The sequence below is a fragment of the Bradyrhizobium sp. T-1 genome, assembly GCF_053592855.1.
In genome coordinates, this window is the sequence record NZ_CM132115.1 from 4,095,129 (window position 1) to 4,118,113 (window position 22,985).

A 22,985-nucleotide genomic window follows, 5' to 3' on the forward strand; every position below is an offset into this window, starting at 1 on the left:
GCAGCGCTATTTCGACGCGGCGAATTCCCGCAGTTTCACGAAAAAATCCCTCAGGATTGGGTTGCGATCGACGTAGGTCACGTAGCGGATCGGATGCCGCCTTCGGTCGATGCTCCACGTCATCTGATCGGTGAGAACGGGGGCGGGGATGATCACGCTCGGTGCCCACATCGGATCGAGCAGCCAGCCGACCGGCGCCATGTCCCAGATCTCCTTGGCCCAGCCCATGTGGTCGGACGAATATTCCTTGAACCGCATCGCGAGGAACGCGCCGATGCCGCCGTGCGGTTCGACGTAGCGTTCGATCTCCGGCACCGTCGAGTGCAGGCGCGAGGTAACGCCCTTGCACGGCACTAGGACGAGTGGCACGCCGCTGTCAAGCAGCACCTGCGCGCCGCCGACGTCCTGCTTGAGGTTGAACTCGACGGTATCGGGCCATTCCAGCGCATGGCCGCCAAGCCAGACCACTACGATCCGGTCGATGATGTCAGGCGCCCTGAGCAGGGCCGAGGCGACGTTGCTGATGGCGCCGATGGCGATGACGAAAAGCGGATTTTCGGCGGAACCGGTGCGCGCCCGGACCACGAGGTCGTCAACGGCGGGCGCCGTCTGCGCCGCCTTGCCGGGGCCGATATAGTCGGTGACGCCGCGATGAACCAGACCATCCGGCGCGACATTCAGACGCTCCAGCAGACGCAGGATTTCCTGATAGCTCAGCTCCATGCCGTGTCCGGGACTGTCCGCGCGCGGGTTGAAGAACGGCGCGGCGTAGATCGCCTCGACGTCGAACCGCTCCGGCGACAGCAGCATCTGCACCAGCGCGAACTGATCGTCGATCTCGTTATAAGTGTCGGTGTCGAGCACGACGCGGACCTTGCCGACGGGAGGTTCCAGGAGTTTGAGGCGGGCTGCGTCCGTGAGTGTCATGAGCTCTCCAAGTGAGAGTAGGGTGGGTTAGCCGATCACACGCGCGGTGCTTCAGCACACGAGGGCGCAAGGCGTAACCCACCATGCCACGCGCGATCGAAGTGGTGGGTTACGCTTCGCTAACCCACCCTACAAGGCGGCAGACCACGCCCGCAATCTCATCCATCTGCGCGAACATGTGATCGGGCGCAAGCGCCTGCAACGCCGCCGGCGCGGCATAGCCCCAGCTGACTGCGCCGCAGGAAATCCCCACTGCGCGCGCCGCCTCGATGTCGCGCACCTCGTCGCCGATCGCGATGACCTTGCCCGCCTCGACGCCGGCACGCCGGATCACCCGGCGGAATTTCGCGGGCTTGCCGAACACCGATGCCGAGCAGTCGAAATGCGAGAATAGCGCGGCGGCCTCGCCGAGCTTGGTCTTCGCATTGGCCTCGCTGTCGGAGCTCACCAGCGCCAGCTGTACGCCGCTGTCCGCGAGCGTCCGCAGCATCGCTTCGGCGCCCGCAAACAGCGAAATCTCCCCCGCCGCCTCGCCCTTCAGCCGCCGCGCATATCGCGCGATCGCCGGCAGCTTCCACACGGGCACCTCGAGCCGGCTGAGGATCTCGCGCGTCGACGCATGCCGCAGCCCTTCGACATCCTCATCCCTGACACGCCGAAAGCCGAAGCGATCTGCGACGTCGTTGATGGTGCGCAGGAACCAGGGGAAGCTGTCGACGAGGGTGCCGTCGAGGTCGAAGATGGCAAGGGAGAAGGGCATGGAGGAGAAATCGCGCCGTTAGGAGTTCCACACGGTCTCCTCGGTCCACCCAAGTTCGGCGAACTCGGAGGCCCGAAGCGGCGCTTCTCCTTCTGCAAAGAACTCATCGAGCTGTGGCGGTGCGACTGACGTTTCGGACAGCATGGCGTGCGCCTGCCCGCGATGATGGATCTGATGCTGGAAGAGATGCATCAGCAGCCGGTCGCGCCGCTCGGTCTGCACGCGCGTATCGCGGTTGACCTTCACGATGTCATTGAGCCCTGAGGGTGTCAGTGCGTCGCAGATGGCAATCAGGCGCTTGTCCATCGCGGCTTGGGCAGGCTTCAGCGCGGCGAGGGCAGGAAAGGGCACCTCGTTCTTCCAGGCTGCCGGTCCGAGCCAGCCACCCTCCAGCGCATCGATGTAGAAGAGGTCGATGATGTAGATGTGGTTTAGCGTACGTTGCAGGCTTGGAAAGAAGCCGGTGCGGTGGGCTTCGAATTCCGCCTGGGATAGCGCGGCGCAGGCGGCGAGCAGGCGATGGTTCGCCCAGGCATTGTTGTGGGCGAAGGCGCGATAAGTTTGCACGAGGCCTGCGGACATGTCGGTCCCTTCCCGGATCCTGATCGACCCGTGGCGGATTACGCTTCTCTAATCCGCCGTACGGCCCAAGCTCCTACTCCGCCGCTTCGCTCGTGCTTCGCCGCTTCGGCTTCCTTGCCTTCTTCAACACCGGCTCCAAAAACTTGCCCGTATAGCTCCGCTGCGCTTTCACGATGTCCTCGGGCGGGCCCCAGGCGACGATTTCGCCGCCACCGTCGCCGCCTTCGGGGCCGAGGTCGATGACCCAGTCGGCGGTCTTGATGACCTCGAGATTGTGCTCGATGACGACGACCGTGTTGCCTTGCGCGACCAGCTCGTGCAGCACCTCCAGCAGCTTCTTGACGTCATGGAAGTGCAGGCCGGTGGTCGGCTCGTCCAGTATGTAGAGCGTGCGGCCGGTGGCGCGCTTCGACAGCTCCTTGGCGAGCTTGACGCGCTGGGCTTCGCCGCCCGAGAGGGTCGTCGCCTGCTGGCCGACATGGATGTAGTCGAGGCCGACGCGGTGCAGGGTCTGGAAGGTCTCGCGCACGCGCGGTACCGCCTTGAAGAACTCGGCGGCTTCCTCGACGGTCATGTCCAGCACGTCGGCAATGCTCTTGCCCTTGAACAGGACCTCCAGCGTCTCGCGGTTGTAGCGCTTGCCCTTGCAGACGTCGCAGGTGACGTAGACGTCGGGCAGGAAGTGCATCTCGATCTTGATGACGCCGTCGCCCTGGCAGGCCTCGCAGCGGCCGCCCTTGACGTTGAAGGAGAAGCGGCCGGGCTCGTAGCCGCGCGCCTTGGCTTCGGGGAGCCCTGCGAACCATTCGCGGATCGGCGTGAAGGCGCCGGTGTAGGTCGCAGGATTCGAGCGCGGGGTGCGGCCGATCGGCGACTGGTCGATGTCGATGATCTTGTCGATATGCTCGAGGCCCTCGATGCGGTCATGCGGGGCGGCGCCTTCGCTCGCGCCGTTGAGCTTGCGCGCGATGGCCTTGTAGAGCGTGTCGATGAGAAGCGTCGACTTGCCGCCGCCGGACACGCCGGTGACGGCCGTGAATAGGCCGAGCGGAATTTCCGCGGTGACGTTCTTGAGGTTATTGCCGCGCGCGTTCACCACCTTGATGGTGCGGCGATGGTTCGGCGGGCGCCGTTCCGGCACCTCGACCTCGAGCTCGCCAGTGAGATATTTGCCGGTCAGCGATTTCGGGTTGCGCATGATCTCGTCGGGCGTGCCTTCGGCGACGATGTTGCCGCCATGCATGCCGGCGCCGGGGCCGATGTCGAGCACGTAGTCGGCGAGCCGAATGGCATCCTCATCATGCTCGACCACGACCACGGTGTTGCCGAGATCGCGCAGGCGCTTGAGCGTGTCGAGCAGCCGCGCGTTGTCGCGCTGGTGCAGGCCGATCGAGGGCTCGTCCAGCACGTAGAGCACGCCCGTCAGGCCCGAGCCGATCTGCGAGGCCAGGCGGATGCGCTGGCTCTCGCCGCCGGACAGCGTGCCGGAGGAGCGGGAGAGGGTGAGATAGTTGAGGCCGACATCGAGCAGGAAGGTCAGGCGCTCGCGGATCTCCTTGAGGATGCGCCCGGCAATCTCGTTCTGCTGCGCGTTCAGCGCGGCCGGCACCGTCTCGAACCAGGCGCCGGCGCTCTTCACCGACAGCTCGGAGATCTCGCCGATATGCTTAGCCCCGACCTTGACGCAGAGCGCCTCGGGCTTGAGACGGAAGCCGTTGCAGGCGCCGCAGGGCACGTCGTGGAAATACTTTGCCAACTCCTCGCGCGCCCACTCGCTTTCGGTTTCGCGGTAGCGGCGGTTGATGTTGGTGATGACGCCTTCGAACGGCTTCTTGGTGTCGTAGGAGCGGACGCCGTCCTCGTAGGAGAACTTGATCTCGTCCTCGCCGGAGCCATGGAGGATCGCGTCTCTCGTCTTCTTCGGCAGATCCTTCCACTTTGTGGTCAATGTGAACTTGTAGTGCTTGCCGAGCGCCGTCAGCGTCTGCGTGTAATAGGGCGACGACGACTTGGCCCAGGGCGCGATCGCGCCCTTGCCGATCGCGAGCTCCTTGTCGGGGATGACGAGGTCCTCGTCGACATGCTGCTCGACGCCGAGGCCGCCGCAGGCAGGGCACGCGCCATAGGGGTTGTTGAACGAAAAGAGTCTGGGCTCGATCTCGGGGATGGTGAAGCCGGAGACCGGACAGGCGAATTTTTCCGAGAACAGGATGCGTTCGGGCCCGCTCTTGTCGTGGATTTTTGCGGTCTTCTTTTTCTCTTCGGCAGGCGCAGCGGCGGCAGAAGGTGCATCGGCATATTCGATGACGGCAAGGCCTTCGGCGAGCTTCAGCGCCGTCTCAAAGCTTTCGGCGAGGCGCTGGCCGATATCGGCGCGCACGACGATGCGGTCGACCACGACGTCGATGTCGTGCGGGAATTTCTTGTCGAGGGTCGGCGCCTCAGCGAGCTCATAGAAGGTGCCGTCGATCTTGACGCGCTGAAAGCCCTTCTTGAGCCATTCGGCGAGCTCCTTGCGGTACTCGCCCTTGCGGCCGCGCACGACGGGGGCGAGCAGATAGAGGCGGGTGCCCTCGGGCAGCGCCAGCACGCGGTCGACCATCTGCGAGACGGTCTGGCTCTCGATCGGAAGTCCCGTGGCCGGCGAATAGGGCACGCCGACGCGCGCCCAGAGCAGGCGCATGTAGTCGTAGATCTCGGTGACCGTGCCGACGGTCGAGCGCGGGTTCTTCGACGTCGTTTTCTGTTCGATCGAGATCGCCGGCGACAGACCGTCGATCTGGTCAACATCCGGCTTCTGCATCATCTCCAGGAACTGGCGCGCATAGGCCGAGAGCGACTCGACGTAGCGGCGCTGGCCTTCCGCGTAGATGGTATCGAAGGCGAGCGAGGATTTGCCGGAGCCGGAGAGGCCGGTGAAAACCACCAGCTTGTCGCGGGGAATCTCGACGTCGATGTTCTTGAGGTTGTGCTCGCGCGCGCCGCGGATCGTAATTGCGCGCAGGCTCGAGCCCGCGTTCTGCTGTTGGCGCTTCGCCTTGATCACTTCATCCATCCGAGTTGCCCTCAAGGAATCCCAAAGGTGCGCGATCGCGCCGACGTAAAGGCGCGCTTTGCCCGGAACCGGGATCGGCGCCAATGGGTATGCGAGCGAACGTAGGAAGAACGGAGACGGATTTCCAGTGGGACTTGCGAATCGTCAACGGATTGTTGGCACGCTGGCGGGACTTGGCAGCAGGAAGCCCCGTGGAACAGCGGTGGGAGCGTGCCCTCGAAAACAAAAAGGCCGGCGCAAGGCCGGCCTTTCGTAACGATGTGACGTCGGTCGCGACGATTAGTACTTTGCGACCACCGGTGCGCCGAAGTGATAGTTCACGCCGATCTGCACGGTGTGGAAGTTGATGGTGCCGGAGGGCAGAGCGCCCGAGAAGTAGGTCTCGCCGCCCAGGCTGCGATAGAGGTACTCGCCCTTGACCGACCACTGCGGAGCGAAGAATGCCTCGACGCCTGCGCCGACAGTCCAGCCGGAGTGCCACTTGCTGTCCGACACGGACACGCCGAGTGCGGAGAGGCTGATCTTGTTGTCGATCCAGGCGTAGCCGCCCGTGCCGTAGAACAGGACGTTGTTGACGGCGTAGCCGATGCGGCCGCGCACGGTGCCCATCGCGTCGGTCTTCGAGCTCACGGTTACGACACCGAAGCCAGGAACGGTGCCCGCGGCGGAGGCGCTGACGTCAGCCCAGGCGCCATCAGCCTCGACGCCGAACACGACGTTGCCGGTCTGCCAGTTGTAGCCGGCGGTGCCGCCGACGAACCCACCCTTCATCTTCGGGTCACCAGAGGCGGCTTCCCAGGCGCCACCACCGACGATACCGAGGTAGAATCCGGTCCAGTTGTAGACCGAGGCCACGGCCACTGGAGCCTTGGTGTAGGGGCGCGCAGCCAGATCGGCAGCCGAAGCGGCGCCAGTGAGGGCGAGCAGACAGGCCGAAGCCAAGAAAATCTTCTTCATATTCAACAAATCCCAGTCCCAGTTTCTGTTTTGACTTCCGTGCGTCGGAAGCAGCATCGGACGCTGTGGTCCAACTTATGCCTTGCTTACACCACTGAAGCTGCAAGTTGTGTCTCTCAAAAGCCACAACGGATACAAAATGTAATAGACGCTGACCTATGGTTCCCATTGGGAACAAAAAGCAAGAAGGCCGGCGGGAGGCCGGCCTTCTATTCCTGAATAATTCCGGGTGGATCAGTACTTGTATCGATCAGTACTTCGCGACGACGGGCGTACCCCAATTGAAGTGGTAGTTCACGCCGGCCTTGATGGTGTGGATCGTGTCGTTCCACTCCGAGCGATTCGTCGCCGGCACTGCGGCGTACTGAATCGTGCTCTTGCCGAGGTCGATGTAGTTGTACTCAACCTTTGCCGACCAGTTTGGAGCGAACATGTACTCCACGCCGGTACCGAGGGTCCAACCCCAGCGCCAGTCGTTCTGGACGAAAGTGTTGGCCGCGCCGCCGTTGAGGGCAGCGTCGTAGCGATGCTGGATATCGCCGACAACCGCACCGCCGCTCACGAACCAGAGCGCCGGTCCCCAAGCGTAACCAACGCGGCCCTTGATGTCTCCAAAGCCGCGTAGCTTGGTGGCATAGGAGTCGCCGAGGTTCGGCGGACCGACATTGATCACCGACGACCGACCGTTGATGTCGGCCCAGTGATAATCGCCCTCAAGACCAACAACGAAGGCGCCCATCTGCCAATTGTAACCGGCAACGCCGCCGACGAAGCCGCCGCTGGTGTCGTAGTTCTGCGTTCCTGCGAAGGCGGGAGTATTGGGGGCAAGGAAGTACGTTTCGTTGCTCCGGCCCCAGCCACCGCCGCCCTGAATACCGAGATAGAAGCCAGTCCAGGTGTAGATCGGAGCAGGTGCCGCAATCGGCGCCTTCGTGTAAGGGCGTGCCGCCAGATCCGCCGCGCTTGCGGGAGCCGACATGCCCAACGCAACGATACCGATTGTTCCGAACAGAATTTTCTTCATTGCAGTCTCCCCAATGTCGACAGCTCCAAAGGTCCCCGGAGCGGTCAGTTAGGCGCGACGCCCAAATGAACAATTTCGGGGCAACCCTACGCCCATCTTGGGGCGGAGTCCGTCTCTGGAATGCAACACTTGCCGATCAATCGAAGGGCGTACAAGTTGATGAATGTTAAGCGGTTTTTGGTGTTTTTGGGAACTCGGTAGAGTTCCAATTCATCGCATAGTGAATAGCGACATCAAGAACGCGTTGCGCGCAAAATCGGCTCCAGTTTCCCTAGGAACAAATCTGGAACAAATCCCGGGTCGATGCTATATGTGGGGATAACCGAGGGCGCGGCGGGCCGATCGGCGCTCGTAAGCGTATAGGGTCGGCCAACAGGCGGCAGCGCGGGCGCGCCTTTTGAAATTCAGTGGCATTCGGAGTGGAGAGCGGCGATGGCGGGAAGCGTCAACAAGGTCATTCTGGTCGGAAACCTCGGCAAGGACCCGGAAATCCGCCGTACCCAGGACGGGCGGCCGATTGCGAATCTGAGCATCGCGACCTCCGAGACCTGGCGCGACAAGAACAGCGGCGAGCGCAAGGAAAAGACCGAATGGCATCGCGTCGTGATCTTCAATGAAGGTCTCTGCAAAGTTGCCGAGCAGTACCTGAAGAAGGGCGCCAAGGTTTACATCGAGGGTGCGCTGCAGACGCGCAAATGGACTGACCAGAGCGGAGTCGAGAAGTACTCCACCGAGGTCGTGCTGCAGGGCTTTAACTCCACGCTGACGATGCTTGACGGTCGCGGCGGTGGCGGAGGAGGCGGCAGCTTCGGCGACGAGCCGGGCGGCGATTTCGGCTCGTCCGGGCCCGTCAGCAGTGCACCGCGCCGTGCAGTGGCCGCTGGCGGCGGCGGTCGCAACAACGATATGGACGACGACATCCCATTCTGACGCGAAGCGAGACTTCGCTTCGACCTTTGCCTGCTCGCGTAAAGCGGCAGGATTTCTTGCCAATTGACGGGGCGAGCTCGGTTTTTCCGAGCCGGCCTCACGTATTGCCTCAAGCCTTGATGGGGGCGCGATGTGAATGGTATTAACTTTATGTTAATTCTGTTTACATGGCCGTTTCCGCGGCTGGAGGTCGCCATATGAGCCTCGCGCCACTGCTTGACGCTGCTCCGGCGATCCCCTTGCACGCCTTCGCGGCGATGGCGGCGTTCGTGCTTGGCATCGTCCAGTTCGCCGCTCCGAAGGGCACGCTGCCGCACCGGACGCTCGGCTGGATCTGGGTGGCGCTGATGGCCGTGGTGGCTCTCTCGTCTTTCTGGATCCACCAGATCCGCTTGGTCGGCCCGTTCAGTCCGATCCATCTCCTGTCGATCTTCACACTGGTGATGCTGCCGCTGGCGGTATGGCGGGCCCGCACCCATCGCGTCGTCGCTCATCGATGGACCATGATCTTCCTGTTCACCGGCGCGCTGGTGGTCGCGGGCCTGTTCACGCTGGTGCCCGGACGCATCATGCACCGGGTGATTTTCGGGGCTTGAGCGGCGGTTCCGCCGGGCTCGTTCCGGCCCCGCCCTCGATGGTGCCGGGAAGGGCGTAAGTCTCTGGAAAAACAGTCGGAAAAAGCGCTTCCCAGGACCTCGCAAGGGTGGTTATCAGGGGGCCGATGCGCTATATGATTCCCAGATAAAATTTCACCGGATTCCCCCTTGGCTGACGACGACAACAAGCCCGGCGACCAGCCGGCGCAACCCTCGGATATTCGCCCCGTCTCCATCTTCGAGGAGATGAAGAAGTCGTATCTCGACTACGCCATGAGCGTGATCGTGGCGCGTGCGCTGCCAGATGCCCGCGACGGTCTGAAGCCTGTGCACCGCCGCATCCTGTACTCGATGAACGAGCAGGGGCACACGCCCGACAAGAAGTACGTCAAATCCGCCCGCGTGGTCGGCGACGTCATCGGTAAGTATCACCCGCACGGCGACCAGTCGATTTACGATGCCATGGTCCGCATGGCGCAGGACTTCTCGATGCGCGTGCCGCTGATCGACGGTCAGGGCAATTTCGGCTCGGTCGACGGCGATCCCCCGGCCGCCTATCGTTACACCGAAGCGCGGCTAACCAAGGCGGCGCTGGCTCTGCTGGCCGACATCGACAAGGACACCGTCGACTTCCAGCCGAACTACGACAACAACGAGACCGAGCCGTCGGTTCTTCCGGCCAAGTTCCCGAACCTTCTCGTCAACGGCGCCGGCGGCATCGCGGTCGGCATGGCGACCAACATCCCGCCGCATAATCTCGGCGAGGTCATCGACGCCTGCGTCGCGCTGATCGACAACCCCGCGCTGACCATCGACGAACTCATCAACATCGTGCCGGGACCGGATTTCCCGACCGGCGGCGTCATTCTCGGACGGCAGGGCATCCGCTCGGCCTATCACCTCGGCCGTGGCTCGATCGTCATGCGCGGCAAGGTCGCGATCGAGACCATCCGCAAGGAGCGCGAGGCGCTCATCATCACCGAGATTCCCTACCAGGTGAACAAGGCCACGATGGTCGAGCGCATCGCCGAGCTGGTCAAGGAAAAGAAGATCGAGGGCATCGGCGACCTGCGCGATGAATCCGACCGCGAAGGCTATCGCGTCGTCATCGAATTGAAGCGTGACGCCGTGCCGGACGTGGTTCTGAACCAGCTCTACAGATTCACGCCGCTGCAGACGAGCTTCGGCGTCAACATGGTTGCGCTCGACAGCGGCCGTCCGCGGATCATGCATCTGAAGGACCTGCTGGCGATCTTCGTCGACTTCCGTGAGCGGGTCGTCACGCGACGCACCAAGTACCTGCTCGCCAAGGCGCGCGATCGCGCGCATATTTTGGTCGGTCTGGCGATCGCGGTTGCCAATATCGACGAGATGATCCGCGTCATCCGGACTTCGCCCGACCCGACCACCGCGCGCGACACCCTGATGTCGCGCGACTGGCCGGCCCGCGATGTCGAGGACATGCTGACGCTGATCGATGATCCGCGCCACCGCATCAGCGAGAACGGCACGATCCGGCTGTCGATGGAACAGGCGAGGGCCATTCTCGATCTGCGCCTTCAGCGCCTCACTGCACTCGGTCGTGACGAAATCCGCGACGAGCTCGACAAGCTCGCCGGCGAGATCGCCGATTATCTCGACATCCTGCGCTCGCGCGAGCGCGTGCTGAGCATCATCAAGACCGAGCTCGCCGAGGTGAAGGCCGAGTTCGCCACCCCGCGCCGGACCATGATCATGGAGCAGGAAGGCGAGGTCGAGGACGAGGACCTGATCCAGCGCGAGGACATGGTCGTCACCGTCTCCCATGCCGGCTACGTCAAGCGCGTGCCGCTGTCGGCCTATCGGGCGCAGCGCCGCGGCGGCAAGGGCCGCGCCGGCATGCAAACCCGCGACGAGGATTTCGTCAGCCGCCTGTTCGTGGCCTCCACGCACACGCCGGTGTTGTTCTTCTCGTCGCGCGGTCAGGTCTACAAGGAGAAGGTCTGGCGCCTGCCGATGGCCGCACCGAACGCGCGCGGCAAGGCGATGATCAACATCCTGCCGCTGGAGCAGGGCGAGCGCATCACCACCATCATGCCGCTGCCCGAGGACGAATCGACCTGGGCTCAGCTCGACGTGATGTTCGCCACGACGGGCGGCAACGTCCGACGCAACAAGCTGTCCGACTTCGTCGACGTCCGCCGCTCCGGCATCATCGCGATGAAGCTCGACGACAATGAAGCGATCGTCGACGTGCAGATCTGCACCGAGCACGACGACGTGCTGCTGACCGGCGCCGGCGGCCAGTGCATCCGCTTCCCCGTGACCGATGTGCGCGTGTTCACCGGGCGCACCTCGATGGGCGTGCGCGGCATCGCGCTTGGCGAGGGCGACAAGGTGATTTCGCTGGCGATCCTGCGCCATGTCGAGACCACGTCGGACGAGCGCTCGGCGTACCTGAAGATGCGCCGCGCGGTGGCCGGCGAAGCCACAACGGAAGAGGCCTCGGCGGATGCCGAGGCGGAGGAGAGCTCCGGCAGCTTCCAGCTTCCGCAGGAACGCTATGCCGAGATGTCGGCGGCCGAGCAGGTGGTGCTGACCGTCTCCGTCAACGGCTATGGCAAACGGACTTCGTCCTACGAGTACCGCACCACGGGCCGCGGCGGCAAAGGCATCGTCGCCATGAGCGTCAACAACCGCAACGGCAATCTGGTCGCCTCGTTCCCGGTGGAGGACGCCGACCAGATCATGCTGGTGACCGACAAGGGTCAGCTGATCCGCTGTCCGGTCGAGGGCATCCGCATTGCCGGCCGCTCGACGCAAGGCGTGATCGTGTTCGACACCGCCGAGGACGAGCATGTCGTCTCGGTCGAGCACATCACGGAAGAGGCCGAGAGCGGCAACGGCGAGGGCGGGAACGGGGCGTAATGTCCCGTTCTAGCCGGCGTCCGTGAGCTCCGCCGTGAGACCGGCAAGTGCCTCGTGCTTGCCGATCTGCGCCATCCAGCACCAAAGCTCCAGCGTGCAATAGGTGCGGTAGAGGGCGAGTGTCTCCTGCCAGTCGGGGCGCCCAATTGGGCCATAGCCGGCGAGCAATCCGTCGCGTTTCGGGGCGTCCTTCGGCGTGAAATAGTACAGCGCCTTCGCGATATCCATCAGCGGATCGCCTGATGTCGCGTTCTCGAAGTCGACGATGCCCGTCAGGTGCGGCTCGCCCTGCGACGTTACCAGCACATTGCCGGCATGGAAATCGTAGTGGCAGAGGCGAGGGGTGATTGCCGCCGCGAACAGGTGCTCTCGCTCCGCAACGCTGTCCCGCAAGCGCGCGGCCAGTGCGGGATCGCCGTCCCGCGCGCAAAATTCCGTCAGCTTCCGCTCGAACTGCGCGGACATGTAGGCATGGTTGCTCGGATGCGCCGTCCAGACGCCATTCGGGCCGATATAGCCAAAGCTGTCGAGGGCGACGTCGTTGATCGCTCGCAATGTTGCTCCCATCTCCGCGTAGATCGCTGTCAGCTCGGCTTCCGACAGCGTCGCCTCGCGGCGGCCGAGCACCGTGCCGTCGAGTCTGGTCATGAGCACATAGTTCAGGTCGATCACTGATCGCGTGTCGTCGGCGAGCAGGATTTTGGGGATGGCTGCGCCGAGGTCCCGCAGGAGACCCAGCACGTAGACCTCCTTGGCCATCTTCCACTGCAGCGATTCCGGATAGACCTTGAGGATGCAGGCCGGTGCGTCTGCCAGCGCGATCTCGAGCACGGTGCTGATCTCCCCGCCGTGCAACTCGGCGATGCCGAGGACGGATGCGTGCGGAGATATCCGACGGATGATCGCCTGCACCTGATCGACCGAGATCGCCAGCCGGGGCTTTAGCTGCAAGGGTGGATCGCTGGACATCGACGCTCGCTTCGGGCAGCACGGCGGAGCCGCGCTAAGGCATGATCCGGAAAAGCGCGCAGCGGTTCTCCGAAAAGATCACGCTCAAACAACGACCTAAAGCGCGATGACGATTCATCCTGATCTCATCGCGCTTTAGATCTCCAGCTCGGTCCCGAACTCCACGACCTGCTTGGTCGGCACGCCGAAGAACGCGGCGGAGCGTTCGGCGTTGCGCTGGAGGAAGGCGAACAGACCTTCGCGCCAGACCCACATGCCCGGAATGTCCTCGCGCGGGATGATGGTCTCGCGGCCGACATAATAGGTGATGTCGGAGAGATCGATGCCGGGCAGCTTGCCCTGCCGGCAGGCGAGGATCAGTCCTTCATAGATCGTCGGGTTCTGCATGAAGCCATAATGCAGGATCACGCGGGTGATGCCGGGGATGATCTCGATGATCTCGGCGCGGTCCTGGTCGGCGATATGCGGCATCTCCTCGATCAGCACGGTCACGAGGACGATGCGCTCGTGCAGGACGTGGTTGTGCTTGACGAACTGCGTGAGCGCCAGCGGCACACCCTTTGGGGCGGAGGCCAGGTACACCGCCGTGCCGGGCAGCCTGGCGTGGCACTTGTTCACCGCCGTCTCGATCAGGTCCTCCTCGGGCTGGCGCAGCTTTGCGCGCGCGGCCTCGACGAGTTTCACGCCGCTGCGCCAGGTCAGCATCAGGAAGGCAACGAAGGCCGCGAGTAGCAGCGGAAACCAGCCGCCCTCGAACAGCTTGATCGAATTGGCGGAGAAGAAGATGATATCGATCACGAAGAAGAAGCCGTTCACGGCCACCACGAGCCACGGCGAATAGCCCCACTGGATCGCGACCAGCGCAGCGAGCAGGGTGGTGATCGCCATCAGCAGCGACACCGCGATGCCATAGGCGCCGGCGAGCGCGTCGGACGTGCCGAAACTCAGCACTGCACCGAGCGTTGCTGCCGCGAGCAGCCAGTTCACCAGCGGTACATAGATCTGGCCGATCGCATCGCTGGTCGTGTGGCGGATCTGCATGCGCGGCAGGAAGCCGAGCTGGATCGATTGCTGGGTCAGCGAGAACACGCCGGAGATGATCGCCTGCGAGGCGATCACGGTCGCCACGGCCGAGAACGCGACCAGCAGATAATGCAGGGCGTCGGGGCAGAGCTGGAAGAACGGATTTTCGATCATCGTGGGATCGGTGATCAGGAGCGCGGCCTGGCCAAAGTAGTTCAGCACCAGAGCCGGCAGGCAGATCGCGAACCAGGCGAGCCGGATCGGCAAGCGGCCGAAATGGCCCATATCGGCATACATGGCCTCGCCGCCGGTGACCGCGAGGAAGGCGGCGCCGAGGATGGCGAAGGAGATGTGGAAGTCCTGGTGGATCAGGAAGTCGAAGGCATAGAGCGGGCTGAGCGCGGCCAGAACCGCCGGCGCCTTGACGATGCCGTGGATGCCGAGCGCGGCCAGCACGACGAACCAGGCCAGCATCACCGGTCCGAAGATGCGGCCGATGAAGCCGGTGCCCTGCTTCTGCATCATGAACAGGCCGATCAGGATGGCAACAGTAACGGGCACGACGACCGGCGAGAGCGAGGGCGCATCGACCTTGAGGCCTTCGATGGCTGAGAGCACCGAGATCGCCGGCGTGATTGCGCCGTCGCCATAGAGCAGGGCGGCGCCGACGAGGCCAACGACGAGCAGATGCGCTCGCCAGGTGCCCGGCTGGGCGTGACGCGCGTGTAGTAGCGCCAGCAGCGCAACGATTCCGCCTTCGCCTCGGTTGTCCGCGCGCAGGATCAGCATCGCGTATTTCAACGAGATGATCAGCAGCAGCGCCCAGAGGATCAGCGAAGCAACCCCCAGGACGGCCTCGGGAGACACTGTGCCGCCATGAGCGGCCGCTTTGGCGGCTTCCTTGAGAGCATAGAGGGGGCTGGTGCCAATATCGCCATAGACCACCCCGAGGGCACCCATGGTCATGGCAAGCGGCAGCGGATCGGGATGATGGCCGGAAGCGACTGCGGGCGTACTGGACAAAGGCAACCCCTCAATGGGATCGCGCCCCACGGGCCATTCCGAGGGGCGCGACCGTCAGACAGTCTGCGACGAGACGTCGCAAATATCCATGGGGATCATGTTGAGATTTATGACGCGGAGCTGACAGACCGCTTACGGGGTGCGGTCCGCCGTGACGAGGCGAGCGACGCGGACATCAGCCTTGGTGCCGGCGCGGCGCAGGCACGACGCCTCGAAGTTCGGCCAAGCCTGCTGCGAGCACTCCCTGCCGATGGTCTTGATATCGAGCCGGTCGCTCTTGGCAAGCGGCTGCGGCACGCTGGCTTCGACCGTGGGGGCAAAACCGGGAAGGAGGGTGAGGGTTGCAGCCACGCACGCGGCGATAGCGATCGCTGAAAGAGCCTTGATCATCGACGGTCCCCTGTGATGCGGCCGCTGCGCCCAAGCCTGCGGCCCGTCATTCGTTGGCCGGATTGATAACCATGACCAGTTTCAGGACGTCTTCGCCGGCGCCGGAAATGGTTTCGTTCGCGCCCCGTTTTGTTTCGTGGGCGGCTCGAGGACGAAACAAATCAGGCCCTTCCGACAGGATTGGCGGAAACCGGCAAGAAACCGATACGGAACCTGCCCCGCTTGCCGGGCCGGGCCAGCCGGGGTAGGAGGAGGCCATGCCGCGCATTGCCTTTTATCCCGGTTCCTTCGATCCCATCACCAACGGCCATCTGGACGTGGTCCGGAGCAGTGTCACGCTGTGCGATCGGCTGGTGGTCGCGATCGGGATCCATCCCGGCAAGAAGCCGCTGTTCTCGACCGAGGAGCGGCTCAAGATGCTCCACGACGTCTGCGGGCCGATGGCGGCACAGGCCGGCTGCACGCTCGAGGCCGTAACCTATGACGATCTCGCGGTCGCCGCGGCGCGCAAGTATGGCGCGACCATCATGATTCGGGGCCTGCGCGACGGCACCGACCTCGACTACGAGATGAAGCTCGCCGGGATGAATGGCGCCATGGCGCCCGACGTGCAAACCGTCTTCCTGCCGGCTTCGCCCGTGGTCCGCCCGATTAACGGCACATTGGTGCGCCAGATCGCCGCCATGGGCGGAGACGTTTCGGCCTTCGTCCCGCCGCTCGTTGCATCCCAGCTCAAGGCAAAATTCGCCTGATAACGGCGCGCTTCCTTTCTCATTTCTGATCCGGAGATGTCATGATCCGAATTCTCGCAGTTCTTGCCGCGCTTCTGTTTGCGGTGCCGGCGATGGCGCAGCAGCTGCCGGCCAATCTCGACAAGGCCAATGCGCTCGTCATCGATACCACCAAGGGCCGCATCGTCATCAAGCTCCGGAACGATCTGGCGCCGCAGCACGCCGAGCGCCTCAAGCAGCTTGCACGCGAGGGCTTCTACAACAACGTGCCGTTCCACCGCGTGATGGACGGCTTCATGGCCCAGACCGGCGACGGCCAGAATGGCAACGGCACCGGTGGGTCGAAATATCCGAATTTGAAGCAGGAATTCTCCAAGGTGCATTTCGCGCGCGGCGTCGTCGGCATGGCCCGGCGCGGTGACAGCGTCGATACCGCCAACTCGCAGTTTTTCATCATGTTCGCCGACGGCGGCAGCCTCGACAACCAGTACACCGTGGTCGGTGAGGTCGTGCAGGGCATGGACGTCGTCGACAAGCTGAAGAAGGCACCGGCTGGCTCGCCGAGCGGCACCGTCACCGATCCCGACAAGATGGTGAAGGTGCAGGTCGCCTCCGATATCAAGTAGCCGGGATGATGACGCGCCGCGGCGACAGGCTCCTGCTCGCTGCCGCGGCGCTGCTGTTTGGCCTCACCCCTGCGGCCGCAGAGGACGCGCAGGTCAACACGATCCAGGACGTCTTCCAGCACTTGCGGACCTGCTGGAAGCCACCTCCGCCTGCCAAGGCTCGCCCACTCGACATCACGGTCGTCGTGAGCTTTAACCGGTCCGGAAACATTCTGGGCCATCCGAGGATTACCTATGAATCCGCGGAGGCCTCCGACAATGACCGGCTGCAATACCGGATCGCGGTGATGGAGGCGTTGCAACGCTGCACGCCGATGCCATTTACCGATGCAATGGCGGGCGCTGCCGCGGGACGTCCATTCGCGATCCAGTTCCGTAACCGCAAAACGTCACCCGACAAGACTTCACCCCCAACGCAAGAGAGACGAGCATGAGCGTCACCGAAAACACATTGATCCTCGAGACTACGCAGGGCCCCGTCACCATCGAGATGCGCCCGGACCTCGCGCCCGGTCACGTCGCGCGCATCAAGGAGCTGGTCCGCGAAGGCTTCTACGACGGCATCGTGTTCCACCGTGTGATCGAGGGCTTCATGGCGCAGACCGGCTGCCCACACGGCACCGGCACCGGCGGCTCGGGCCAGAAGCTGAAGGCCGAGTTCAACAAGGAGCCGCATGTGCGCGGCACCGCCTCGATGGCGCGCGCGGCCAATCCCGATTCCGGCGACAGCCAGTTCTTCATCTGCTTCGACGATGCCCGCTTCCTCGATAACCAGTACACGGTTTGGGGCAAGGTCACCGAGGGCATGGAGAACGTCGACAAGATCAAGCGCGGCGAGCCGGTGCAGAACCCGGACAAGATCGTCAAGGCGCGCATGGCGGCTGACAAGGAGTGACCGCGTAGCGGTCATTCCGGGGCGTGCGAAGCGCGAACCCGGAATCTCGCGCCACGATCTCGAGATTCCGGATCGCCGCGTCCGTTGCGCGGCGTCCGGAATGACGGTGGTGGCGAAACAGACATGCGTACCGACCTCTTCGATTTCAACCTGCCGCCCGAGCGCATCGCGTTGCGCCCGGCGCATCCGCGCGACTCCGCGAAAATGCTGGTCGTCGAGAACGGGTCGCTACGCGACCAGATCATTGCCGATTTGCCGGACTGGCTGAAGGCGGGCGACCAGCTCGTCGTCAACGACACCAAAGTGATCGCGGCGCAGCTCAAGGGCCGCCGCATCGGCCGCGAGACCGAGCCGAAGATCGAGGCGACGCTGATCAAGCGTCTCGACGGCTCGCGCTGGCAGGCGCTGGTGAAGCCCGCCAAGAAGCTCGTTGCTGGCGACCGGATTCGCTTCGGCAATGAGGGCAAGGTCTGCCTGCTCGGCCATCTCGATGCCGAGGTCGAGGCGAAGGGCATGGAAGGCGAGGTGACGCTGTCATTCTCGTTCCACGGGCCCGCGTTGGATCAGGCCATCGCCGATCTCGGCAGCCCGCCGCTGCCGCCCTATATCGCCTCGAAACGCACGCCTGACGACCAGGACCTCGCCGACTACCAGACCATGTTCGCTGCCAATGAAGGTGCGGTCGCGGCTCCCACCGCTGGGCTCCATTTCACCCCGGCGCTCGAGCAGGCGCTGAGCGCGCGCGGCGTCGGCATCGTCAGCATCACGCTCCATGTCGGGGCAGGGACTTTCCTCCCCGTCAAGGTCGACGACACCGACGGCCACAAGATGCACGCCGAGTGGGGCACGATCTCGGCGGAGACTGCGGAACGGCTCAATACCGCGCGAAAGAAGGGCGGCCGCATCGTTGCCGTCGGCACCACGTCGTTGCGGCTGCTGGAAAGCGCTGCCAGCGAGGACGGTACGATCCAGCCGTTTACGGCCGAGACGTCGATTTTCATCACACCCGGCTATCGCTTTCGCGCCGTCGATATTTTGATGACGAACTTCCACTTGCCGAAATCGACGCTGTTCATGCTGGTGTCGGCTTTCGCTGGCCTCGACACGATGAAGCAGGCCTATGCGCACGCGATCGCAAATGGCTACCGGTTCTACTCGTATGGCGACGCATGCTTGCTGTTTCGGGCAGAGCCGTAGGGTGGGTTAGCCGTAAGGCGTAACCCACCACTTCTGTTTCCACGGAGACGAAAGAGGTGGGTTACGCTTCGCTAACCACCCTACGACACCGTCCGTTACGCCATCACCCGCTGCGGCAGCAGCTCGGCGATCTGCACGGCATTCAGCGCCGCGCCCTTGAGCAGCTGATCGGCCGCCACGAACATCGAGATCGAGTGCCCTGAGGGATCGCTGAGGTCCTTGCGGATGCGGCCGACCAGAACGTCGTCCTGGCCCGAGGCGTCGATTGGCATAGGGAAGTAGTTCTTCACGCGATCGTCGACGACCTTCACGCCGGGCGCCTGCGCCATGATGGCGCGGACCTGATCCTCGGTAATCGGCTTCTCGCATTCGAAGGTGATCGCCTCGCAATGCGCGCGCAGCACCGGCACGCGGACGCAGGTGACGCCGATTGCGATCTTCTCGTCCTCGAAGATCTTGCGGGTCTCCTGGATGACCTTGGTCTCTTCGTCGTTGTAGCCCGTCTCGGGATCGACGGCGGTGTTGTGGTTGAAGAGATTGAAGGCGTAGGGGTGCGGCATCACCTTTGGCGTATAGACCTGCCCGTTGAGATTGGCGCGGGTGGACTCGACGAGCTCGTCCATCGCGGCCGCGCCAGCGCCGGAAGCCGCCTGGTAGGTCGAGATGATGACGCGCTTGATGCGGTTCCTCTGGTGGATCGGCCAGAGCGGCACCAGCGCGGTGATCGCGGCGCAATTCGGGTTCGCAATGATGCCCTTGTGATCCCTGATGCGGTTGCCGTTGACCTCTGGGATCACCAGCGGCACGTTCGGGTCCATGCGGAAGGCGGACGAGTTGTCGACGACGACGGCACCGGCCTTGACCGCGATCGGCGCGAACTTCTTGGAGATGCCGCTGCCGGCGGAGAACAGCGCGATGTCGACGCCCTCGAAGGCGCGCTCGGTCAGCTCCTCGATGACGATGTTCTGGCCGCGGAACGAGACCGTCTTGCCGGCGGAGCGGGCGCTGGCGAGCGCCTTGAGCTTGCCGACGCGAAAGCCGCGCTTGTCCATGGTGGCGATGAATTCGGCGCCCACCGCACCGGTGACGCCGACAATCGCGACGACGGGATCGTTACTCACTTTGTCCTCCATTCCATTTCGTTTGAGCTGAGATTCAGGCAACAAAAAAGCCCCGGACCATCGAGGGCGGGGCTTCGGTAGAGCTGATTGCGTTTTAGTCGACGACTACGCGCGCACGCCTCCCCGGGCCCCGAAGGCCGTGGTGGTTTTGGTCGTGCGTTTGGTGGTCGTGAACATGGCGGCGACTTATGCGGGAGAGTCTGGCGCCCGTCAATGGCTCTTGGGCGGGATTGTGGCCCGCGCTATTTGCCCCGGACGCCCGGCGGTTCGAGGAGGACCTCCTTGAGGTCGTCTCCGCTGATGACGACGATCGCGAAATTGAGCCGGCCGCGGTCGCGCACCAGCCCGCCGCTGATGGCCTTGCCAGAGGCCGCCTGCTCGGCGACGCGCACGGCATCAGCCAGGCGGTGCCTGATGGTGCCGAGCGCTGCGAGGTTGCTGCGATCCTCATGATCCAGCTCGGCCAGGGGGAGGGCGGCCTCGCCACCCATGACCTCGCCGGTTGCGGCATTGATGGTGTGCCGCCAGATCCGGTCGTTGTGAAGGGTCTTGACCCGGTACACCGGTACGCCCGAGCCACCATCGAAGCTGATATCCGCCGTAGTCGCGCCGGCGTGACGGGCTTCGGCGATCGCCATGGCCTGGCCGATCGAGATCGACGAACTACGGAAGCGCTCGATCTCGCGGCTGACGGCCTGGCGGTCCGCCGTGGCGTCGCCATCTGTCTCGCTGTGGAGGGCGGCCGGTGTGCTGCTGGCGGATACGATCGCGCGCGCCGGTGTTGCGATCAGCAGCCCCGACAGGGCGATCGCCAGCAACCCGTACACCCGTGGTCTCGTCGCGCTCATGGTCCAAACCTTCGGCCAGCAAGTGTGCCGGATGTTCGTAAAGAAATCGCGGCCGGCCTTGGGCATCGGCCGGCCGCGGAGCGTCGTGGCGGGCTGTACCCGTCGCGGCGATCCAAGCGGTCCGGTCCTCTTTTGGGGCTGGTGAAAAAAAAGTGGCCCGCACCGCTCTATAAACAAAACCATACCGTATCGTTTTATTTTGGTCAACGAAGCGGCCATCGTCCGCAGAGGACAAATCGCCGGTCTCACGTAAATGTCAGCGGGAGGGGCGGCGGCGTTGGGCGGCCTTGGCGGTGTCTCTTGCAGTTTCTTGCACGCGGTCGGCGGGGCCAATCGCGCCGGCCAGGAACAGCTTGATCGCCGCGCGCATCCGCTTCTCGGCGGCCTTTAGTTCCATCGGCGTGCCGAATGTCGCCATGCGGTGGGTGTGGCCGACGACGACGTCGAGAAAAACCTCGGCTGCGATCGTGGTGTCGTCGACATCGAGCGCGCGCTGCGCCACCAGATGATCGAAGAAGCGCGCGGTGGTGGCGACGGCCTTCAGCCAACCTTCTTCCTTGCCGAGCTTGGCGATGTCAGGGAAGTTGATGGCCTGCGACGTCATCATGCGGCTGAAAGCCACGGCGTCGGGTCCGCAGGTGAAATTAAGCATTTCGCGCCCGATCTCCACGAGACGCTGCTCCACCGAAATGTCGGAGGAGCTGCCGAGCTGTGTTTCGGCTGCCGCCGACAGCGGCGCAAGCCAGCGCGCGATCTCGCGGCGGAGCACGGCGGCAAACAGGCCGCGCTTGTCGCCGTAGCGCGAATAAACCGTGGGCTTGCTGACGCGGGCCGCTTCCGCCACCGCATCGAGCGAGGTCGCATCAAAACCGCGGTCGAGAAACAGGCGCGTGGCGACCTCGATCAGCCGCTGATCGCGCTCGATCGCAGCGCTCTTCGTCGGCCGACCGCCGCGCGATTTCGACACCTCGCGCCGAGGTGCTGCCGTTCTTGCCTTGGTCGCGGCCAATCCCATGCCCAATGATATGTCCAATGATTCCTGCGCGGTCGTGCCAGTGTGCATTGCTGTATAACGCGCAGCAACCGGGGCGTCATCGCGAATCTGGCCGAATTGGCCGTATCGTCAACGGTCTCCGACCGACGCCGTTCCGTGACGCGGACCTTACGGCAGCCGCGAGGTCCAGGCCTGGCCGCCGGCCGCTTTCTCATATCCGTATTGATAGAGTGCCCGCATATAGCCGGTGTCGAAACCTTCGGATGGCGGCGCCGGATAATCGCGCTCGATGTACGAGAGATGGAAGCCGAGGTGGTTGCGCTGGGCGAAATCATAGGTCGAAAAGATGATCGAGCGCGTCTGCGATTGCGTGATCGAGGACAGGCTGCGTGAAGCGACATCGATCGTGCTGTTGGCGACGAGCTCGAAGTTGCGTTCGATCTTCTTGTTGACGAGAATATAGATGTCCATCTTCGCGTTGCCGGGCAGGCGGCCCTGGAACAGCAGCGCTTCGGGCAGCGTCAGCACCGGCGCCGTCACCCCGCCGTCGACATGCATCTCCTGAAATTTGCGGCCCTGGCCTTCGGCCTCGATCAGGATCGGCGGAAACACCAGCGGAATGCTGGCGGAGGCGGCCATGACGTCGCGAAACAGTTTGAGCGCTTCGGGCGTGCCGACCGCCGCGATCTTTCCCATGTCCCAGATCGCGGTGCGCTGGGTGTCGAGATCCGTGGTGACCACCAATAGACGCCGGCCCTTGGCATTTTCGCGGGCGACCTGCGCCATGATCTCGGGCCCGACATAGCGCGCCACCAGCTCACGCAGCCGCGTGTTGCCGAACAGGCCGGAGCCGAACAGCACGCGCATGATGCTCGGATCGTTCAGCAGGCTCTCGGCGATGCCGCTGGTGTAGAGCTCCCGCAGCGTGTCGTCATATTGCGACCCGAGGAACGCGAAGGGCGCGATCAGGCCGCCGGTGCTCACGCCCGAGACGACAGAGAAAGTCGGTCGGTTGCGCGCTGCGGTCCAGCCGTTCAGCACGCCGACGCCATAGGCGCCATCGGCGCCGCCGCCGGAGAGCGCCAGATAGGTTTTGCTCCCGGTCGCCTTGTCCTGCTCGAAGCTGAACCTGGTGACGGGTTCGTCTGCGTAGCGCCGCAAGCCGTCGATATCGAGCACGCGCGAGCCGCTCGCATCGGCCGCCGTATAGGGCGTGCGGGGGAGCGAAGTGCAGGCGGCGACCGCGAGGCTGCATGTCAGCGCTAGCGACCTGATCAGGTGGGCGGCCGCGCGCCTCGTCCGGCCGCTCTGGAGGGCGGACATCTCATTCGAACATGCGGGGAAGGGCATCGGTCGGTGGCTGGCGATCACGCATCTACAGCCGTCGGCAATCTGCCACGGCGTCTCGTCCAGCCCCAACTTTGAAACTA

The 22,985-nt window shown here is 63.9% G+C and carries 22 protein-coding genes; 8 read left to right on the top strand and 14 right to left on the bottom strand.

The window, feature by feature from the left end:
• Positions 1 to 6: 6 nt before the first annotated feature.
• The 6 genes from ACWAT4_RS19700 to ACWAT4_RS19725 all read right to left on the bottom strand — a co-directional run bounded on the left by ACWAT4_RS19700 (position 7) and on the right by ACWAT4_RS19725 (position 7,305).
• On the bottom strand, positions 7 to 927 hold the full coding sequence (locus tag ACWAT4_RS19700; protein WP_449731156.1) for a nucleoside hydrolase: 921 nt from the start codon (positions 925 to 927) through the stop codon (positions 7 to 9).
• Positions 928 to 1,036: 109 nt separating this feature from the next.
• The gene (locus ACWAT4_RS19705) at positions 1,037 to 1,687 is read right to left on the bottom strand and encodes an HAD-IA family hydrolase (protein WP_212424647.1); all 651 of its coding nucleotides are present in this window, start codon (positions 1,685 to 1,687) and stop codon (positions 1,037 to 1,039) included.
• 18 nt (positions 1,688 to 1,705) lie between these two features.
• On the bottom strand, positions 1,706 to 2,269 hold the full coding sequence (locus ACWAT4_RS19710; protein ID WP_212303874.1) for a DinB family protein: 564 nt from the start codon (positions 2,267 to 2,269) through the stop codon (positions 1,706 to 1,708).
• Positions 2,270 to 2,342: 73 nt separating this feature from the next.
• Positions 2,343 to 5,324, bottom strand: coding sequence for an excinuclease ABC subunit UvrA (gene uvrA, locus ACWAT4_RS19715; RefSeq protein ID WP_212303873.1), 2,982 nt, complete (start codon positions 5,322 to 5,324; stop codon positions 2,343 to 2,345).
• 279 nt (positions 5,325 to 5,603) lie between these two features.
• Positions 5,604 to 6,281 (bottom strand): outer membrane protein, encoded by a 678-nt coding sequence (locus ACWAT4_RS19720; RefSeq protein WP_212303872.1) that lies wholly within the window; start codon positions 6,279 to 6,281, stop codon positions 5,604 to 5,606.
• A gap of 250 nt (positions 6,282 to 6,531) precedes the next feature.
• Positions 6,532 to 7,305, bottom strand: a complete 774-nt coding sequence (locus ACWAT4_RS19725) for an outer membrane protein (protein ID WP_212303871.1) — start codon at positions 7,303 to 7,305, stop codon at positions 6,532 to 6,534.
• Positions 7,306 to 7,737: 432 nt separating this feature from the next.
• Here ACWAT4_RS19725 and ACWAT4_RS19730 point away from each other — a divergent pair, with 432 nt between their 5' ends.
• The 3 genes from ACWAT4_RS19730 to gyrA all read left to right on the top strand — a co-directional run bounded on the left by ACWAT4_RS19730 (position 7,738) and on the right by gyrA (position 11,738).
• Positions 7,738 to 8,235, top strand: coding sequence for a single-stranded DNA-binding protein (locus tag ACWAT4_RS19730; protein ID WP_128966369.1), 498 nt, complete (start codon positions 7,738 to 7,740; stop codon positions 8,233 to 8,235).
• Positions 8,236 to 8,432: 197 nt separating this feature from the next.
• Positions 8,433 to 8,831: a DUF2306 domain-containing protein gene (locus tag ACWAT4_RS19735; RefSeq protein WP_212303870.1), complete on the top strand. Its 399-nt coding sequence runs from the start codon at positions 8,433 to 8,435 to the stop codon at positions 8,829 to 8,831.
• A gap of 168 nt (positions 8,832 to 8,999) precedes the next feature.
• Entirely contained in the window at positions 9,000 to 11,738 is a 2,739-nt protein-coding gene (gyrA, locus tag ACWAT4_RS19740) for a DNA gyrase subunit A (RefSeq protein ID WP_449731157.1), read from the top strand.
• Between the two features lie 9 nt (positions 11,739 to 11,747).
• Here the strand turns inward: gyrA and ACWAT4_RS19745 are convergent, their stop codons facing one another.
• From ACWAT4_RS19745 to ACWAT4_RS19760, 4 genes are all read right to left on the bottom strand, one after another.
• Positions 11,748 to 12,707 (bottom strand): phosphotransferase family protein, encoded by a 960-nt coding sequence (locus tag ACWAT4_RS19745; RefSeq protein ID WP_212303868.1) that lies wholly within the window; start codon positions 12,705 to 12,707, stop codon positions 11,748 to 11,750.
• 135 nt (positions 12,708 to 12,842) lie between these two features.
• Positions 12,843 to 14,696, bottom strand: a complete 1,854-nt coding sequence (locus ACWAT4_RS19750; protein ID WP_212447636.1) for a potassium transporter Kup — start codon at positions 14,694 to 14,696, stop codon at positions 12,843 to 12,845.
• 189 nt (positions 14,697 to 14,885) lie between these two features.
• The gene (locus ACWAT4_RS19755; protein ID WP_212303867.1) at positions 14,886 to 15,143 is read right to left on the bottom strand and encodes a hypothetical protein; all 258 of its coding nucleotides are present in this window, start codon (positions 15,141 to 15,143) and stop codon (positions 14,886 to 14,888) included.
• A gap of 46 nt (positions 15,144 to 15,189) precedes the next feature.
• Positions 15,190 to 15,411 carry a hypothetical protein gene (locus tag ACWAT4_RS19760; protein ID WP_212303866.1) on the bottom strand — a complete coding sequence of 74 codons (222 nt, stop codon included), beginning with the start codon at positions 15,409 to 15,411 and terminating at the stop codon, positions 15,190 to 15,192.
• Between ACWAT4_RS19760 and coaD the strand changes: the two genes are divergently transcribed.
• The 5 genes from coaD to queA all read left to right on the top strand — a co-directional run bounded on the left by coaD (position 15,401) and on the right by queA (position 18,592).
• The gene (gene coaD / locus ACWAT4_RS19765) at positions 15,401 to 15,895 is read left to right on the top strand and encodes a pantetheine-phosphate adenylyltransferase (RefSeq protein WP_212303865.1); all 495 of its coding nucleotides are present in this window, start codon (positions 15,401 to 15,403) and stop codon (positions 15,893 to 15,895) included. The two genes, ACWAT4_RS19760 and coaD, sit on opposite strands and share 11 nt — an antisense overlap.
• 41 nt (positions 15,896 to 15,936) lie before the next feature.
• Entirely contained in the window at positions 15,937 to 16,500 is a 564-nt protein-coding gene (locus ACWAT4_RS19770; RefSeq protein ID WP_212303864.1) for a peptidylprolyl isomerase, read from the top strand.
• A gap of 8 nt (positions 16,501 to 16,508) precedes the next feature.
• Entirely contained in the window at positions 16,509 to 16,934 is a 426-nt protein-coding gene (locus ACWAT4_RS19775; RefSeq protein ID WP_449731233.1) for a hypothetical protein, read from the top strand.
• The gene (locus ACWAT4_RS19780; protein WP_212303863.1) at positions 16,931 to 17,395 is read left to right on the top strand and encodes a peptidylprolyl isomerase; all 465 of its coding nucleotides are present in this window, start codon (positions 16,931 to 16,933) and stop codon (positions 17,393 to 17,395) included. The genes ACWAT4_RS19775 and ACWAT4_RS19780 overlap by 4 nt, the downstream gene beginning before the upstream one ends.
• Positions 17,396 to 17,518: 123 nt before the next feature.
• Positions 17,519 to 18,592 carry a tRNA preQ1(34) S-adenosylmethionine ribosyltransferase-isomerase QueA gene (queA, locus tag ACWAT4_RS19785; RefSeq protein WP_449731158.1) on the top strand — a complete coding sequence of 358 codons (1,074 nt, stop codon included), beginning with the start codon at positions 17,519 to 17,521 and terminating at the stop codon, positions 18,590 to 18,592.
• Between the two features lie 95 nt (positions 18,593 to 18,687).
• On the opposite strand, the gene ACWAT4_RS19790 is transcribed toward queA, so the two are convergent.
• From ACWAT4_RS19790 to ACWAT4_RS19805, 4 genes are all read right to left on the bottom strand, one after another.
• Positions 18,688 to 19,725 (bottom strand): aspartate-semialdehyde dehydrogenase, encoded by a 1,038-nt coding sequence (locus tag ACWAT4_RS19790; protein WP_449731159.1) that lies wholly within the window; start codon positions 19,723 to 19,725, stop codon positions 18,688 to 18,690.
• A gap of 230 nt (positions 19,726 to 19,955) precedes the next feature.
• Complete coding sequence (locus ACWAT4_RS19795) at positions 19,956 to 20,561, bottom strand: PepSY domain-containing protein (RefSeq protein WP_212303878.1); 606 nt, start codon at positions 20,559 to 20,561, stop codon at positions 19,956 to 19,958.
• Between the two features lie 256 nt (positions 20,562 to 20,817).
• The gene (locus ACWAT4_RS19800; protein ID WP_212303877.1) at positions 20,818 to 21,576 is read right to left on the bottom strand and encodes a TetR/AcrR family transcriptional regulator; all 759 of its coding nucleotides are present in this window, start codon (positions 21,574 to 21,576) and stop codon (positions 20,818 to 20,820) included.
• A 147-nt stretch (positions 21,577 to 21,723) separates the two neighbouring features.
• Positions 21,724 to 22,878 carry a patatin-like phospholipase family protein gene (locus ACWAT4_RS19805; RefSeq protein ID WP_212445758.1) on the bottom strand — a complete coding sequence of 385 codons (1,155 nt, stop codon included), beginning with the start codon at positions 22,876 to 22,878 and terminating at the stop codon, positions 21,724 to 21,726.
• Positions 22,879 to 22,985: the final 107 nt, after the last annotated feature.

Coding starts and splice junctions, on each gene's coding strand:
- ACWAT4_RS19700 (WP_449731156.1), bottom strand. CDS start 927: ATGACACTCACGGACGCAGCCCGCCTCAAACTCCTGGAACCTCCCGTC.
- ACWAT4_RS19705 (WP_212424647.1), bottom strand. CDS start 1,687: ATGCCCTTCTCCCTTGCCATCTTCGACCTCGACGGCACCCTCGTCGAC.
- ACWAT4_RS19710 (WP_212303874.1), bottom strand. CDS start 2,269: ATGTCCGCAGGCCTCGTGCAAACTTATCGCGCCTTCGCCCACAACAAT.
- uvrA (WP_212303873.1), bottom strand. CDS start 5,324: ATGGATGAAGTGATCAAGGCGAAGCGCCAACAGCAGAACGCGGGCTCG.
- ACWAT4_RS19720 (WP_212303872.1), bottom strand. CDS start 6,281: ATGAAGAAGATTTTCTTGGCTTCGGCCTGTCTGCTCGCCCTCACTGGC.
- ACWAT4_RS19725 (WP_212303871.1), bottom strand. CDS start 7,305: ATGAAGAAAATTCTGTTCGGAACAATCGGTATCGTTGCGTTGGGCATG.
- ACWAT4_RS19730 (WP_128966369.1), top strand. CDS start 7,738: ATGGCGGGAAGCGTCAACAAGGTCATTCTGGTCGGAAACCTCGGCAAG.
- ACWAT4_RS19735 (WP_212303870.1), top strand. CDS start 8,433: ATGAGCCTCGCGCCACTGCTTGACGCTGCTCCGGCGATCCCCTTGCAC.
- ACWAT4_RS19745 (WP_212303868.1), bottom strand. CDS start 12,707: ATGTCCAGCGATCCACCCTTGCAGCTAAAGCCCCGGCTGGCGATCTCG.
- ACWAT4_RS19750 (WP_212447636.1), bottom strand. CDS start 14,696: ATGACCATGGGTGCCCTCGGGGTGGTCTATGGCGATATTGGCACCAGC.
- ACWAT4_RS19755 (WP_212303867.1), bottom strand. CDS start 15,143: ATGATCAAGGCTCTTTCAGCGATCGCTATCGCCGCGTGCGTGGCTGCA.
- coaD (WP_212303865.1), top strand. CDS start 15,401: ATGCCGCGCATTGCCTTTTATCCCGGTTCCTTCGATCCCATCACCAAC.
- ACWAT4_RS19760 (WP_212303866.1), bottom strand. CDS start 15,411: ATGCGCGGCATGGCCTCCTCCTACCCCGGCTGGCCCGGCCCGGCAAGC.
- ACWAT4_RS19770 (WP_212303864.1), top strand. CDS start 15,937: ATGATCCGAATTCTCGCAGTTCTTGCCGCGCTTCTGTTTGCGGTGCCG.
- ACWAT4_RS19775 (WP_449731233.1), top strand. CDS start 16,509: ATGACGCGCCGCGGCGACAGGCTCCTGCTCGCTGCCGCGGCGCTGCTG.
- ACWAT4_RS19780 (WP_212303863.1), top strand. CDS start 16,931: ATGAGCGTCACCGAAAACACATTGATCCTCGAGACTACGCAGGGCCCC.
- queA (WP_449731158.1), top strand. CDS start 17,519: ATGCGTACCGACCTCTTCGATTTCAACCTGCCGCCCGAGCGCATCGCG.
- ACWAT4_RS19790 (WP_449731159.1), bottom strand. CDS start 19,725: ATGGAGGACAAAGTGAGTAACGATCCCGTCGTCGCGATTGTCGGCGTC.
- ACWAT4_RS19795 (WP_212303878.1), bottom strand. CDS start 20,561: ATGAGCGCGACGAGACCACGGGTGTACGGGTTGCTGGCGATCGCCCTG.
- ACWAT4_RS19800 (WP_212303877.1), bottom strand. CDS start 21,576: ATGGGATTGGCCGCGACCAAGGCAAGAACGGCAGCACCTCGGCGCGAG.
- ACWAT4_RS19805 (WP_212445758.1), bottom strand. CDS start 22,878: ATGTCCGCCCTCCAGAGCGGCCGGACGAGGCGCGCGGCCGCCCACCTG.